The organism is Variovorax sp. OAS795 (genome assembly GCF_040546685.1).
Lineage (GTDB): Bacteria > Pseudomonadota > Gammaproteobacteria > Burkholderiales > Burkholderiaceae_C > Variovorax.
Window position 1 is genome coordinate 5,032,073 of sequence record NZ_JBEPOH010000001.1, and the last position, 14,959, is coordinate 5,047,031.

Annotated in this window: 10 protein-coding genes; 2 read left to right on the forward strand and 8 right to left on the reverse strand. The window is 69.3% G+C overall.

Annotated elements, in window-relative coordinates; translation table 11 throughout:
- Positions 1-6 precede the first annotated feature (6 nt).
- The 7 genes from ABID97_RS24335 to ABID97_RS24365 form a co-directional block, all read right to left on the reverse strand.
- Positions 7-1,569 (reverse strand): TolC family protein, encoded by a 1,563-nt coding sequence (locus ABID97_RS24335; protein ID WP_354401358.1) that lies wholly within the window; start codon positions 1,567-1,569, stop codon positions 7-9.
- Positions 1,566-2,882 carry an HlyD family type I secretion periplasmic adaptor subunit gene (locus tag ABID97_RS24340; RefSeq protein ID WP_354401360.1) on the reverse strand — a complete coding sequence of 439 codons (1,317 nt, stop codon included), beginning with the start codon at positions 2,880-2,882 and terminating at the stop codon, positions 1,566-1,568. The genes ABID97_RS24335 and ABID97_RS24340 overlap by 4 nt, the downstream gene beginning before the upstream one ends.
- Before the next feature lie 33 nt (positions 2,883-2,915).
- Positions 2,916-4,757 carry a peptidase domain-containing ABC transporter gene (locus tag ABID97_RS24345; protein ID WP_354401361.1) on the reverse strand — a complete coding sequence of 614 codons (1,842 nt, stop codon included), beginning with the start codon at positions 4,755-4,757 and terminating at the stop codon, positions 2,916-2,918.
- An 81-nt stretch (positions 4,758-4,838) separates the two neighbouring features.
- Positions 4,839-5,126: a hypothetical protein gene (locus tag ABID97_RS24350; RefSeq protein ID WP_354401362.1), complete on the reverse strand. Its 288-nt coding sequence runs from the start codon at positions 5,124-5,126 to the stop codon at positions 4,839-4,841.
- Positions 5,123-8,194 carry a glutamate ligase domain-containing protein gene (locus ABID97_RS24355; RefSeq protein ID WP_354401363.1) on the reverse strand — a complete coding sequence of 1,024 codons (3,072 nt, stop codon included), beginning with the start codon at positions 8,192-8,194 and terminating at the stop codon, positions 5,123-5,125. The genes ABID97_RS24350 and ABID97_RS24355 overlap by 4 nt, the downstream gene beginning before the upstream one ends.
- 104 nt (positions 8,195-8,298) lie before the next feature.
- Positions 8,299-8,799 carry a peptidoglycan-associated lipoprotein Pal gene (pal, locus tag ABID97_RS24360; RefSeq protein ID WP_354401364.1) on the reverse strand — a complete coding sequence of 167 codons (501 nt, stop codon included), beginning with the start codon at positions 8,797-8,799 and terminating at the stop codon, positions 8,299-8,301.
- An 82-nt stretch (positions 8,800-8,881) separates the two neighbouring features.
- Entirely contained in the window at positions 8,882-12,397 is a 3,516-nt protein-coding gene (locus ABID97_RS24365) for a hypothetical protein (RefSeq protein WP_354401365.1), read from the reverse strand.
- Positions 12,398-12,672: 275 nt separating this feature from the next.
- Between ABID97_RS24365 and ABID97_RS24370 the strand changes: the two genes are divergently transcribed.
- Positions 12,673-13,107, forward strand: a complete 435-nt coding sequence (locus ABID97_RS24370; protein ID WP_354401366.1) for a DUF1841 family protein — start codon at positions 12,673-12,675, stop codon at positions 13,105-13,107.
- Between the two features lie 19 nt (positions 13,108-13,126).
- Here the strand turns inward: ABID97_RS24370 and ABID97_RS24375 are convergent, their stop codons facing one another.
- On the reverse strand, positions 13,127-14,122 hold the full coding sequence (locus ABID97_RS24375) for a LysR substrate-binding domain-containing protein (protein WP_354401367.1): 996 nt from the start codon (positions 14,120-14,122) through the stop codon (positions 13,127-13,129).
- Positions 14,123-14,229: 107 nt separating this feature from the next.
- Between ABID97_RS24375 and pcaH the strand changes: the two genes are divergently transcribed.
- Positions 14,230-14,955 carry a protocatechuate 3,4-dioxygenase subunit beta gene (gene pcaH / locus ABID97_RS24380; RefSeq protein ID WP_354401368.1) on the forward strand — a complete coding sequence of 242 codons (726 nt, stop codon included), beginning with the start codon at positions 14,230-14,232 and terminating at the stop codon, positions 14,953-14,955.
- Positions 14,956-14,959: the final 4 nt, after the last annotated feature.

Here is a 14,959-nt window from a genome sequence, read left to right on the forward strand (position 1 = left end):
GCGCAGCTAGCGGTTGGGCAAGCGGTCGGCCCGGCGCAGCGGCGGGTTCGATGTGGCCGCCGCGGCGCCGCGGTCGGCCACGGGCTCGCTGGCGCAGCTTGCGTTGCTCGAGATGCACAGCGCGGTGAGCAGGCCGTCCTCGCTCAACGCGGGGCGGCTCGGCGGGCCGAAGATGCGGTCGATCCACGCACTGCTCGCGTCGGCGTCGATCCGCAGCTCTCCCGTGGTGCGCGCAAGGCGCAGCTCGCTGATGCGCAGGTCGAACACGGCATCGACATAGTCGAACAGCAGGTTGTAGTAGTCCAGCTGCGCATCGAGCACCTTGGGCAGGGTCTCGCGGCCGAACTCCATCAGGCGGCGCCGCCCGCGGAACGCCTGGCCCGAGGTACTGACGGCTTCCATCAGCTGCCGCTCGCGTTCGCGGCCGGACACCGTGCGCGCCCATGACGCCGACGTGAGCTCCAGCAGGTTGAGCTTCACGCCCTCGAGCTTGGCTTCCTGGTTGGCGACTTCGGCCAGTGCGGACTTCAGCCGCAGCTGGCGGTCGAAGCCGTTGCCGAAGTTCCAGTTGAGCTCGAAGGCCGCGCGCGTCGGCTCCTGCGGCGACACGCCGCGCGGGTCCTTGCTCTTGACGACCACGGCCTCGACCGTCGGCCAGATGCTCGCCTCCTGCTGGTCGACCAGCGCCTGGGCACGCGCGACGCGGCCCTTCGCCTCGGCGATCTCGGTGCTGCGTTCCTCGGCGCGGCGCAAGGCTTCCTGCTGCGACGCGATGCGCCAGTACGCGGGTGCCGCGAGCACGGGCAGCGAATCGGTGTTGGGCGTGAACTTGAAGTAGGTGTTGAACTTGGCCAGCGCCTCGTCGCGCTGGGCCTGGAAGTCGGACTCGCGGGCGGCCACGCTCGCGCGGCGCGAGGCCGCCATGTTCAGGTCGTTCTCGCCGGCCGCGCCAAGCGCCACGCGGCGCGCTTCGGCCCGCGAAAGCTCGGCCACCACCTCGGTGGCCTTGCGCGCGATCTGTTTCTTCAGGTCGAAGCGCTGCACCTGCAGGTAGGCGGTCAGCGCATCGAGCACCACCTTCTGCGAGGTGGTCACCACGGCCTCGTCGTCGGCCGAGTTGCCCGCCTCCGCGGCACGCACCGCGGCATCCATCGCGCCGCCGTCGATCAGGCTCAGGCGCGCTTCGGCCGTCAGCACGGTGTAGTTCTCTGACTTCGAATTGGCACCGCCGCCGTTGTAGGTGCCCGATGCGGTGCCCATCTTGAAGCGCGGGTAGCGCGCCTTCTTCGCGGCATCCACGCCGAAGCTGCTGGTGTTGGCGGCAGCCTGCGCGGTCTGCACCTCGGGGTACTCCTGCGACAGGGCGACGAGCGCCTGCTTGACGCGCTGCGCATAGCTCGCGGCGCCGATCGACGGCGCGGAAAGTCGCCGTGCCGCCACCAGCGGCGCCGGCACTTCCTGCGGCTCCTGGGCAGCGGCTCCCGGGGGCAGCGCGAAGCTTGCGCACAGTGCCGCGCAAAGCACGCTGCGGCCCCTCCGGTGTCCGCCGGGCGGCATGCGCGCGCTCATGGTTCGCGAAACGCTTCGCGCCGCAGCTTGAGCACGGGACGAAGGATGTACCAGATGAACGGATCGGTCCCCACCTTCAGGTCGACCTCGGATTCCATGCCGGCGGTGATGCGGTTCTCCGGCTGCCCCACGTACGCCTGCCCGGTGCTGATGAGGATGCGGTAGTACGGCGCCGCATTGGCGATGGCCGGATCGCGGTCGGCGTCGGCGGCCACCAGCGTGACCTTGCCTTCGACCGCGCCGTAGCGCAGGTAGTCGTAGGCCGTGACCTTGACACGCGCCGCCTGGCCGACCTCCACGAAGCCGCGGTCGTTGGGATTCAGGCGCGCCTCGATCATGACCTCGTCCTTGTCGGGCACCACTTCCATGATGGCCTCGCCCGGCTTGATGACCCACCCCGGGCTCCCGCTGCGCAGCCCCTTGACGATGCCGTCGGCTGGCGCCTTCACGATGGTGCGCGAGCGCTGGGTGCGCGCGCGCGCGAGGTCTTCGCTCAGGCTCGCGAACTGGCGCTCCACGGTCGCGAGCTCGTCCGACGCGCGGCGCCGGAAGCGGCCCTCGGCCTCGGCCATCTTGGCGTCCGCCTCGGTGATGGCGGCACTGGCGGAAATTGCGCCCTGCCGCGCCACGGCGAGCTCGCTGCGCACGCCTTCCACCTGCCTGCGCTTCTCGAGCACCTCGACCTGGCCGACCAGCTTCTCGTTCAGCAGCTGCTCCGAAATCTCGAGTTCCTTCTGCATCAGTGCCAGCCGGTCGTTGAGGCCCTTCACCTTGGCCTGCTGCTCCAGCTGCTTGCTGCGCGCCTGCTCCAGCCCCGACACCGCGCCGGCCATCACGCCGCGCTGTTCGAGCGCCCGGGCCTGGTACGCGCCGACTTCGCCATCGAGCACGCTGGCGTCGATCTCGGCGGCAAAACTTTCGCGCCTGAGCGGCTGGCCCCGGCTCTCGGCCATGAGCCGGACGCGCGTGGCCACCGTGGCGGCATGGCGCGCGGAGAGCTCCTCCAGGTTGAGGCCGCTGCCGCCCAGGTCGATCTCGACCAGCGACTGGCCCTGCTTCACGCGGTCGCCCTCCTTCACCAGCACGTTGCTGACAATGCCGCCTTCCAGATGCTGGATCGACTTCACGCGGTCCGACGGAATCACCCGGCCCGGCGCCACCACCACGGTCTCCATCGGAAAACCCAGGCCGACCACGGCCAGCACAGCCACAGCCCCGCCGATCGCCCACTGGCGGCGCCGGCCTTGCGGCGATGCACGCGCGGCGCGCTGCTGGTCTTCGTCCTGGAGTATCTGCGGCAGGTCTGATTTCAAATCGCGGGTCCCCATTGCTCTGGATCGTTTGGCTCAGGCCATGGAACGGTTGGCGGCTGCGCCCTGCGGCAGCGCCTCGGCGCCGTCGTCGCCCGAGGTGGCATCGCCCACCGCCACGAGCGGCTTCTTGACGCCGAAAAGCTTCGGCACCATCACGGCGGCCGTGCCCTGTTCGACGTTGCCCTGCCCCGTGACGTGATAGACCACGGTGGCCGCCGAGACGATGCGCAGCGAGTGCGTGACCACCACCACGGTGCGCACCTTCGCCACCGCGAGCAGCGTGGCGAGCAGCGTGCGTTCGCTCTGGAAGTCGAGGTCGTTGCTCGGCTCGTCGAGCACCAGCACCGAGGGCTTGCGCAGGAAGCTCATGGCCAGCGCGAGCTTGCGCCGCTCGCCCACCGAGAAGCCGGTGCCGCCTTCGCCGACCACCGTGCGGTAGCCGTCCGGAAGCTTCGAGATGAAGTCGTGCGCGCCCGAGAGCCGGCAGGCGGCCACCACCTGCTCGTCGGTCTGCCCCGGGGCGGTGCGGCGCATGGTGTCGATCAGCGGACCGCCGAACCAGTACACCTCCTGCGAGAGATAGCTGATCCAGCGCGAAAGCTCTTCGCGGCCGAACTGCGACAGGTCGTATTCGCCGATGCTGATGACGCCGTGCGTGGGTGTGTACAGCCCCGACAGCAGCTTGACCAGCGTCGACTTGCCGGCCCCGTTGCGCCCGACGATCACGTGAAGGCCACCGGGCCCGATGTCCAGGTCGACGTTCTCGAGCACCTGCTTCTGCGCAGCTTCCGAGAAACTGAAGCTCACATCCTTCAGCGTGACGCGGCCGAGCGGCTGCGGCAGCGTCATGCCGGTGGGCGGCTTCTCCACCGGCTCGGAGAGCACCTTCTCGAGCCGCTTGGCCGCTTCCTTCGCCGCGGCCAGCGAGCGCCAGCTCGACACCAGCCCGGCCACCGGCTGCAAGGCCTTGAGCGCGAGCATGTTCGACGCCACCAGGCCGCCGACCGTCATCCACTGCTCCATGACCGAGACCGCGCCCACCGTCACCACGATGACCGAGAACACCGTCAGCAGCACCGTGGTGCCGTCTCGCGCGGTTTCGATCTGGCCGTTCTTGCTGAAGCTCTCGCCCAGCCAGGCGTTGTAGGTCTGGCGCCACATCTCGATGGTCGGACCGTCGTTGGCCTGCGTCTTGAGCGTTTCGCGCGCGTTGCAGATCTCCGAGGTCATGCGGTCGAGCCCGCGGCCGCGCTGCACTTCCTCGACCCGGCCGCTGCGCACTTCATCGGCCCACCACCAGGCCAGGAACGCCATGATCGCGAGGAACAGCGCCACCACCGGCAGCACGGGCAATGCCACGATGCCGATCACCACCAGCGCGAAGAGCGCCATCGGCAAGTCGAAGATCGATTGCGCCAGGCCGCCCGTGACGGTGCCGCGCACCGATGCCACGTCGCGGAAGAACTGGTGCCAGATGGAAGCCGGCCGCGCTTCGAGCGCGCGCAGCGGGCGGTTCAGCATCGAATTCAGCAGCGCGCCCGAAACGCCGTGGTCGATGATCGCGCCCGCATTGCGCAGCAGGCGCGAGCGCCGCGTGCGCAGCCAGAACTCGATGCACAGGAAGAACAGGATGCCGCTCACCAGGGCGGCCAGCGTCGAGACGCCGCTGCGCGACAGCACGCGGTCATACACCTGCAGCAGGAAGATCGAAGGCAGCAGGCCGAACAGGCTGATGGGGAGCGAGCGCCATGCCGCGCTCTTGACCAGCGGATACGCGGCGCGGAATGCCGTGTGCAGCGCGCCCGCGTAGGGACTTGCCCCTGGCTCCTCGGGCAATTCGGCCACCAGCTGGCTGGGCAAGAGAAACTTGATCATGGGTAAAGGCCGATCCGTTCGGCAATGACGCCTGCGTCATTATCAACTGTTACCCAACTGTTACAAGGCAAAATGTCACGCTTAGGCGCCGGCGCATCGGGCCATGCGCCGCGGCTTGGCGGCGACTGCTTCTCCGGCGCGCATGCCGGGCCGCGGGCTCGCGCCGGCCGACGCGCAATCGCCAGGGGTTTTCGCCAGCGGCCTGCGCTCCTCCTGCGGCCAGCCCTTGGCCATGGCCATGGCCAGGTTGGCGCACACCAGCATGCAGACCAGCCATGCGCAAAGCAGCTGGAACCAGCCGAGCCACCAGCGGGCCGGCGGCGCGGCCTTGGCGGCGAGGAACGGCAAGGGACGTACGTTCGATTTCATGGCAATGCTTTCAGGACGCGGGCCAGCCGGGACAGGCCGACACCGGCGGAACTCTTGGCCAGCACCCAGTCGCCCGGTTGCAGCAGGCCGCCGAGCGCGGTCGAGAGGTCGGATACATCGACGAACCAGTGCGAGCGGACCTTGGTGCGGATGCGCGCGTGCAGCGCGCGCATGAGCGGACCGCACAGGAGCACGCGATCGGCCTGCGATGCGAGCAGTTCCGCTTCGAGGTCGAGGTGGTGGCGCTGGGCGGCGGGGCCCAGCTCCTGCATGTCGCCCAGAATCGCCACGCGCCGGGCCGGCTCGCAAGGGGCCTGCGACAACAGTTCGAGCGCGGCCCGCATCGAGCTCGGGTTGGCGTCGTAGGTCTCGTCGATCAGCCTGAAGCTGCCGCCGCCGATGTGGATGGTGTGCAGCGCGCCACGCCCGCCCGGCGGTTCGAAGCGGGCGAAGGGCTCCACCGCCGCAGACAGCTTCAGGCGCATGGCCTGCAAAGTGGCCAGCGCAGCCAGCGCGCTGGCGCCCATGTGGCGCCCCGGCGCATTGACGCGAAGCTGGAACGGCTCGCCGAACACCGAGGCCTGGACCTCGCCGTGGTCGAACGCGAGCAGCCGCACGTCGGCGTCCCGGTGCTCCCCGTAGGTCACGATCTGGAGCTGGCAGGCCATGGCCGCCTCGGCGAAGGTCGCGAACTCCGGGAGGTCGCGGTTCAGCACGGCGCTGTCGCCGGGCGCCATGCCTTCGAAGACGCGGCTGTCCAGGCGCGCGGCGGCTTCGGACGGGCCACGGTGCTTTTGAGAGGCGGCCGAAAGCCCGGTCACCACCACCACCATCGGCCGCGCCAAGCGCGTCGATGACTGGAGCGCCGGCGAGCCCATTTCCAGCACCCAGTAGGCCGCGTGCCGGGGCATGCAGGTCAGGTTCCAGGCCAACCCTGAAGGCAGGCTGACGTTGCCTTCGGGCCGGCCGACTTCGCCCCACACCGACAGCGCTTCGGCCAGCATCGCGGCCACGGTGCTGCTGCCCGCGCCACTGCCCAGCACGCCGCAGACGCGCCCGCCGAACTCCATGCGCGCATGCGCGCCGAGCGCCAGCACCGCCTGCTGCACGTCCGCAACCTGGAGCACGGGCACGCGCTTGTCCAGGTGCGGTGCAGCGTCGGCACACAGCACGGCGGCAGCCGGCTGCAACACACCCTTGAGCGCCACGGCCGCCAGCGGCGTCCGCGAGGGCCGCGCCTGGTGCTCGAAGACCACCCTGCCCTTGCGAAGGAAAGAGCGCTGCGCGACGCCGCTGGCACGCCAGCCCTCGTGGGGCCTCACCACCCATTCACCGCCGGTCACGCGTGCCATCACCGCCGCGGTCCATGGCGCGCCATCGTCCCTGCCGCTGCCCGCAACCGGCAGCGCCGGGCGCTCCAGCAGGTAGCGGTGATAGGCCACGAAGCTGGACACATACTGCGCCACGTCGTCGATGCGCACGCGGAAGGCGTGGTGCCGGACGAAGAAGGCGCCCGCAATGGTGGAAGGCCGCCGGAAGTACATCGCCATCTCGGGCCAGAAGAAGCCGTTCTGCAGGTAGTGGGCGCGGTACTCCAGCGCGCGGTAGAACTTCTCGGTGTCGAGCTCGTCGAGCAGGTGCCGCATCGCGGGCATGCCCTCCAGCCGCTGCAGCATCTGCTGCGCGGCCAGCATGAGCGCCAGCAGGGTGGGCAAGGTGGTCTTGCGGTCGAGCACGAAGTCCAGGTAGCCGGCCACGTTCTGCAGGCCGAAGCGAAAGTACTTTTCCTGCGGGCTCCAGCGCGTGAGCTCGTTCACGCAGCAGCTCAGCCAGTGATCGTGCGCCTGCCAGTGCTGGCTTGCAATGAAATGGTCGAACGCCTTCTCGACCACGGCCAGCCATCGCGCATCGCGCGTCAGGTCATACAGGCGCATGAGGCCATAGGCGGCCTGGCCGTCGTAGGAGATGACGCGCAAGGCCTGCTTCACCTGCAGGTCCGCGGCATGGAGCACATGGTTGAAGCGGCCGGTGGCGCCGTCCTGGAGCGACGCGATACCGAGCGCCAGCTTTTCGAGCAACGGCAGCCATTCGCGCGCGTCGGTGGCTTCGCAATACTTCGTCAACGCCAGCACGCAAGCGGCATTGCCGCCGAGCTTGATCTCTTCCCCGGTGTCGACGAGAAAGGCGACCTCGGTGCCGTCGGCGAGCCTGTAGTGGCGAAGGAGCGAACGCGCGAGATGGCCGAGCGCGCGCTCGATGGCCGCACGCAGCGTTTCGTCCCGCGTGAGCTCCCACGCCTCGACCATGGTGTGGAGCGCGCCCGCGTGGCGCATGGCATCGCAGATGGGAACGCGGCGGTCGAAGCACGGGAAGTAGCCCTGCGCGAACAATCCCTCGCCCTCCACCTGGCGCGCCAGGTAGGCGGAACCGCTGCGCACGAGCTCCAGCGCCGATGGCGGCGTGAGCGCCGGCGCCTGGCGCCGCCCGGCATCGAGCCCCGTGCCCACGAGCTTGTGCACGACGCAGTCGGACTGGCAGAAGACCCCCGCGGTCGCGAGAAGATAGACCGGCTGGTCCGCCGGCAAGTCGAGCGCGGGCGCACGCGCGAAGCGTGCCTGCCCGTAGCTCTCGAAATTGCGTGCATTGACCACCGCATGCGCGATGGACGAGTCGCCGCACAGCATGGCGTTGGCGTTGAGCTCCTGCTCGGTGAATGCCATCTCGAAGTTCTTGTCGAAGGCAAGGCCGAGACGGAAGTAGTTGCGCTTGACCGCGGCGAGCTGGGCCTTGAACTGCGCCCAGTCCATCGGGCTCGCGCCCTCGACCCAATCGATCCGCAGCCATGGCGCGGCAATGCCGTGGTCGCGCACCCACTGCTCGGCGGCCTCGGCGCCTTCGCGCCACGCGGTGTCGAACTCGGCTGCGCTCGCATGGACCACGTGCGCCCGCTGCGACCCGTCGCTCAGGGAAAAGAAAAGCGTGAAGGCCGGATAGGGCGCCGGCAGCGCCGCGCACACCGACGCCAGGCGCTCGCGGCAAGCTCGGAGTTGGTCGGAGAAGGACATCATTCGGCCCCGATCGATTGCGGGCACCGGACCGCCGCCGTCATCTGCTCTCGCTTCGGCGTCGCGGACCGGTAACCCCCGTCGATGGCATCGCGTTTCTCCGGATCTCAGCGGTAGCTGAATTCGGCTCTGCGATTGAGCTGATAGCCCTCCTCGGTGGTTTCCGGCGAGGCCGGCTTCTCGATGCCCCAGCTCACGGCCTCGATGCGCTCGCCCGGCACGCCGAGCTGCGTGAGCGCGCGCTGAACGGATTCGGCGCGGCGCTGTCCGAGCGCGAGGTTGTATTCACGGCCGCCGCGCGAGTCGGTATGGCCTTCGATCATCACCTTGCTCGCGGGGCGGTTCCGCAGGAAGTCCGCGTGCGCTTCCACGATCTTGCGGTCCTGCGTCCGGATGTGGTACTTGTCGAAATTGAAGTACACGATCTTCGCGCCCGGGCCGTTCACCACCGGCGCCGCGGGCGGCGGCGGCTGTACCTTCGCGACCGGGGTGGCCTTGTTCGAGTAGTAGTAGGTCGCGTCTTCGCGTCCGCTCGTGGCCGCCGTGCCGCACGCGGCAAGGCTTGCCGCAAGCGTGACGACCGTCAATATCCGATAGCTGCTGTTCATAACCAGGTCCTTTCGCGGGACAGGCCGAAACCGGCCTGTCCCTGGTGCTGTCGTTCTTCTTCTCCTCTGCTCTACTTGTTCCTCAACCCAGCAGGCCGTGCAGGATGTTCGTCACGGGCGTGAGAACGTTGCCGGTGCCGGCGGCCTGGTCGACCAGGCTCGTGATCGGGGTCACCACGTCGGTCACGGCCGGGGCGGCCTCGGCCACGGTGTCCAGCACGCCGTGCACCGTCTCGATGACCGGCGCGACGGTCGGGGTTGCACCGGCCAGGATGTCGGTCACGGGCTCTGCCACTTCGGACACGGCGGAGACCACCGGTTCCAGCACCTCGCCCACACTGCCTGCCGCGTCGAGCACCGGATCCAGGATGTTGGCCACCGGGCTGCTGCCGCCCAGCGCGCCGCCGAGCAAGCCATCGCTGCCGAGCAGGCTGCCGGCCAGGCCGCCATCGCCGCCGAGCAGGTCGCCGCCGAGCAGGCCACCAGCGACGCCGCCTTCACCCACCACGCCACCGAGCAAGTCGCCGCCGAGCAGATCGCCACCCAGGAGGTCGCCACCGAGCACACCGCCAGCGATGCCGCCTTCACCGAGCAAGTCGCCGCCAAGAAGGTCACCACCCAGCAGGTCACCGCCGAGCAAGTCGCCACCCAGCAGATCGCCGCCGGTCACACCGCCGAGCAGGTCACCGCCCAGCAGGTCGCCGCCGACCAGGCCGCCGACGATGCCGTCTTCACCGAGCACGCCGCCGAGCAAGTCGCCGCCAAGAAGATCGCCACCCAACAGGTCGCCGCCGAGGACGCCGCCCAGCAAGTCGCCACCGATCACACCGCCGAGCAGATCGCCACCCAGGAGATCGCCGCCGGTCACACCGCCGAGCAGGTCACCGCCAAGGAGGTCGCCGCCGAGCACACCGCCCAGCAGGTCACCGCCCAGCGCGCCGCCTTCCAGCAGGTTGGCGACGCCATCCGTGACGTAGTCCACCTGGGTGTCGACCGCATTCAGCAGGCCCGAGGTCGTTCCGGCGCCGAGCAGTTGGTCGGCAATCGGGCTGACCAGGTTCGTGGCGGTGTCCGTGACGTTGTCGACCAGGCCATCGGCCGGATCGAGCACGTTCGGGTCGTTCGGCGTGAAGGTGCTGCCCAGCACCGGGGCGAGCAGGCCGTCGACCGCATCGGTCAGGCCGTCCGTGACGCCCGCGACCGGCGTCAGCACGTCGCCCAGCCCGAGTCCCGCGAGCAGGCCGCTGTCGAGGCTGCCCGCGATGCCGGCGACGACGCTGTCGGCCGGATCGAGAAGCGCATCGCCCGTGCCGCCACCGCCACCGCCGATGCCGTCGAGCACGCCGCCGAGCAAGCCGCCCACCGGACCGTCGCCACCAAGCAGGCCACCGACCAGGCCGTTGTCGCCCAGCACTCCGCCCAGCAAACCCTCTTGGCCGAGCACGCCACCGAGCAGACCTTCGTCGCCCAGGAGCCCGCCGACCACGCCTTCATTGCCCAAGAGGCCACCCGCCAGGCCGTCGCCGCCGATGACGCCGCCGAGCGCGCCATCGTTGCCAAGCAAGCCGCCTTCGCCGAGGAGGCCGCCCACCACGCCTTCGTCGCCGAGCACGCCACCCAGCGCGCCGTCGCCGCCCAGTGCACCGCCGACCACGCCGCCGAGCAGGCCGTCTTCGCCGCCCAGCACACCACCCAGCGGTCCATTGGCGAGCAAACCGCTGGCAGCACCGTCGGCGCCCAGGAGGTTGTCGACCAGGCCGTCCTGGCCCAGCACGCCGCCGGAAAGTCCCTCGCTGCCCAGCAGGCTGGACAAGGCGCCTTCTTCGCCGAGCAGGCTGCCGACCACGCCCGTGTCACCCAGCACGCCGCCGAGTGCGCCGCCGCTGCCGATCAGGCCGCCGACCAGTCCTTCTTCGCCCAGCGGGCCACCGAGCAGGCCGCCGATGGCACCCTCTTCACCCAGCAGGCCGCCGACGATGCTTTCGTCGCCCAGCACGGTGTCGAGCAGGCCGCCGACGGCGCTGCCTTGTCCCACCAGGCCGCCGAGCGCACCGCCTTCGGCGAGCAAGCCGCCGACGAGGCCGGTTTCGCCGACCACGCCACCCAGGAGGCTGTCGGCGCCGAGCACGCCTTCGACCACGTCCGAGACGACGCCGTCGTCACCCACGAGGCCATCGAGCGCACCGTCGAGTCCGAGGCTGCCGGTGAGCCCGCTCACGATGCCTTCGTCGCCCACCAGGTTGTCCAGGCCGTTCTGGAGTGCGTCGGTCACGTAGTCGACCTGCTTGATCAGCTGGTCGACCAGCGCGCCGGTCGCACCTTCGCCGAGCAGGCCATCGACGATCGGGCTGGCCACGCCACCCACGCTCTCGGCCACGGTCTCGACGAAGTCGTCCGCCGGATCGAACTGGTTCGGGTCGTCACGCGTGAATTCGGAGCCGAGCACCGGCGCCAGCACGTCGTCGACCACGTCCGTCAGGTTGTCGACCACACCGCCCACCGGGGTGAGCGATTCGCCGAGGCCCAAGGTGCCGCCGACAGGACCGAGCACGCCGCCGACGGCGGTGTCACCCGGATCGAGCAAATGATCGCCATCGGCGTCGGCGTCGGCGTCGGCGTCTGCATCTGCATCTGCGTCTGCATCGGCATCGGCATCGGCGTCTGCGTCTGCGTCTGCGTCTGCGTCGGCATCGGCATCCGCATCGGCGTCTGCATCGGCATCGGCATCGGCATCGGCATCGGCATCGGCATCAGCATCAGCATCCGCATCCGCATCGGCATCGGCATCGGCATCAGCATCTGCATCGGCATCGGCATCTGCATCTGCATCTGCATCGGCATCGGCATCGGCATCGGCATCGGCATCTGCATCTGCATCGGCATCGGCATCGGCATCGGCATCGGCATCGGCGTCAGCATCGGCATCCGCATCCGCATCCGCATCGGCATCGGCATCGGCATCAGCGTCGGCATCCGCATCCCCGTCATCGCCGCTGCCCAGGAAGAACGGCGTCGCTCCACCGTCGCCGCCACCACCACCGCCCAGTGCGGCGCCAAGCGCCACGGCGCCGAGTGCGCCGAGGGCGAATTCGCCCAGGCCGATGCCGCTGCCGGCAGCGACCTTCTTGGTGACCGCCAGGGCGGCCGCGTCGGCATCGCTGTCCGGCGGCGTCACTTGCAGGTCGCCCGAGGCCACGTCCACGTTGACTTGCTCCAGGCCGCCAGGCAGCTTGGTCGAGCCAATGGTGGCATCGGTGCCGCCGGTGAAGACGCCGGCCAGCGGCGCCTTGTTGGAAGCGGAGCCGGGAAACAGGACGTTGGCCTGTCCGCCCTCGGGAACGATCACGCGGTCGCCGGCCATCAATGTCTGGTTGCCGTCCACCGGAATGCGGACACCGTCGCGCATCACCGCGACACCCGGCGTAGCATTGGACAATGTGCCCAGGCCGTTGGATGCCGCGGCGGCCGCGGGTGCCGGCGAGCCGAATGCGGTGGGTGCGCCCAGCGGTGTGCTGGTGGCTTGAGCGATGACCACAGGAGCGACGCCACTGGCGGCAAGTCCTTCGGTCGATGGGGTCGGTGCTTGTGGTGCGTTCATGACAGCCTCTGTGACAAAAGATGCATGTACAGGGGCAACTACCGTGCCGAATCGTTACCGCGCCGCGCCCATGTGCCCTCCCCTGACGCAACCTGTTGATTTAATTGACTATTTTTCGAAAAACATCTCCGGCGGCGGCTGCTGAAAACGGCCCACCCAAGGGTGTTTCAACCGTTCGTTACGTAACGATGTAACGTTCCGCTACCGGAACATTGCGCGCATTCCGCGGTCCCCGCAGCGGGCTTTTCTTCTTCTTTCTTCCTCTTCATATAGATATGTTCAACCCCTCCCAGGAAGACGTCCGCCGCTTCTTCTGCGACGTGTATGCGAAGCACCGCCAAGGCCTGCCGATGGAGGCACTCGAGACGATTGCCGCGGGATGGATCGATGCGCATCCCGAATACCACGGCGACCTGGCCGATGCCGAGGCGGCGGTGGCACGCGTGTATGACGGCGCCAATGGCCGGGAGAACCCGTTCCTGCACCTCTCGATGCACCTGTCGATCAGCGAGCAATGCTCGATCGACCAGCCGCGCGGCATCCGCCAGGCCGTGGAGCTGCTGGCCGCCCGGCGCGGCTCGCTGCTCGATGCGCACCACGACGCGATGGAATGCCTGGGCCAGATGATGTGGGAGAGCCAGCGCGCCGGCCGGCCGCCGGACGGCGACGCCTACGTCGGCTGCGTGCAGCGAAGGGCAACAAAAGACTAGGCCTGTCCCCAGCCGGACCTCAGGCCTGCGGTTTGCTCCTGTGGGGCGGCGGCGCGCCCTGCTGCTTCGCGCCTTCGCGCAGCAGCGCGGCCATGGCGCCGCGCAGGGCCGAGGGCTCGGCATCGCTGCGCAGCAGCAGGCCCACGGGCTCGTCGGTGCCGGCGGTTTCGATGCGCAGCCGGGCGAGCCGCTCGTCGGCCAGTTCGCCGCGCGCGGCGCCAAGCGGCGTGATCCAGACCGCGTCGGACACCGCGACCAGGCCGCGCGCCAGCGCCACGTCGAGTGTCTGCAGCGCGTTGGCGGGCAACACCAGGCCGCGGGCCGACAAGAAGCTCTCGGTGTTGTGGCGCGGGATCGTGCCTTCGCCATACACCACCAGCGGATAGTCCAGCACCGCCTGCACCGACACGGTCCGGGTGGACCGCGCCGCCAGCGGATGGCCCACGCGCACGGCAAACACCAGCGGCTCCGTATAGAGCAGCTCGAAGCTGAGGCCGCCCATGAGCCGCGGATCGCTCATGCGGCCGACCACCATGTCGAGCTCCCCGGCGCGCAGTTCGTCCAGCAGCACCGGATTGGCCGCGCTCTTGACCACCACCTGCACCGCCGGCCAGTGTTCGCGAAAGCGCGCCAGCGCCACCGGCAGCAGCGCCGGCGCCACGCTCGGCAGGCCGCCGATGCGCAGCCGCTCGATGCGCCCGCCCGCCGCCGGAGACACCGCCTGCGCGCTGGCGTCCAGGGCTTCGAGCACGCGAAGCGCATGGGCCAGCAATTGCTCCCCGGCCGGTGCGAGCCCCTGCACACCGCGCCGCCCGGCCTTGCTGCGCTCCACCAAACGCGTGCCCACGATGGCCTCGAGCTCCGACAGCGTCTTGGAAACCGCCGGCTGGCTCAGCGAGAGCCGCTCGGCGGCGCGCGCCAGGTGCCGCTCCTGCGCCACCGCGACCAGGCAGCGCAGGTGCCGCAGCTGCACGTTGCGCACGAAATCCTGGCGAAGATCGGCGGGAGTTTTCAATTACCTGTGGTTATTCAGAACGGAGCAATCTTCAATTTACATCATCGGACGGGACTTCTAAAGTGCGGGTTCCGGATTCGATCCGCCCCCTGACAGGAGACAACGACATGTTGACCAAGCCCCCGGCCTCCCCCGCCACCCTCACGCCGCGCGACTGGGCAGCCCACCCTTCCTACGTCTATCCCGGCTACAAGTCGACCGTGAAGCGCGGTCCCCAGAAGCCCCTGGTGCCGCTGAAGGCCTCGCTGGGCGAACTGCAGCAGCCGGTCTACGGCCATGACAGCATCGGCGCGCTCGACCACGACCTGACGCGCAACGCGCGCAAGAACGGCGAGCCGCTGGGCGAACGCATGATCCTGACCGGCCAGGTGCTGGACGAGCGCCGCCGCCCGGTGGCCAACACCCTGGTGGAGCTCTGGCAGGCCAACGCCGCGGGCCGCTACGTGCACAAGGTGGACCAGCACGACGCGCCGCTCGATCCCAATTTCCTGGGTGCCGGCCGCTGCCTGACCGACAGCGAGGGCCGCTACCGCTTCCTCACCATCAAGCCCGGCGCCTATCCCTGGGGCAACCACCCCAATGCCTGGCGTCCGCAGCACATCCACATGTCGCTGTTCGGCCAGAGCTTTGCGAGCCGGCTGGTCACGCAGATGTACTTTCCCGGCGATCCGCTGATGCAGTACGACCCCATGATCACCGGGACGCCCGAGCGCTACCGCAACCGGCTGATCGCCGATTTCAGCCTCGACATCACCGAGGAGGGCTACGCGCTGGGCTACCAGTTCGACATCGTGCTGCGCGGGGCCGACGAAACCCCGTTCGAGAACCGCTGAAAGG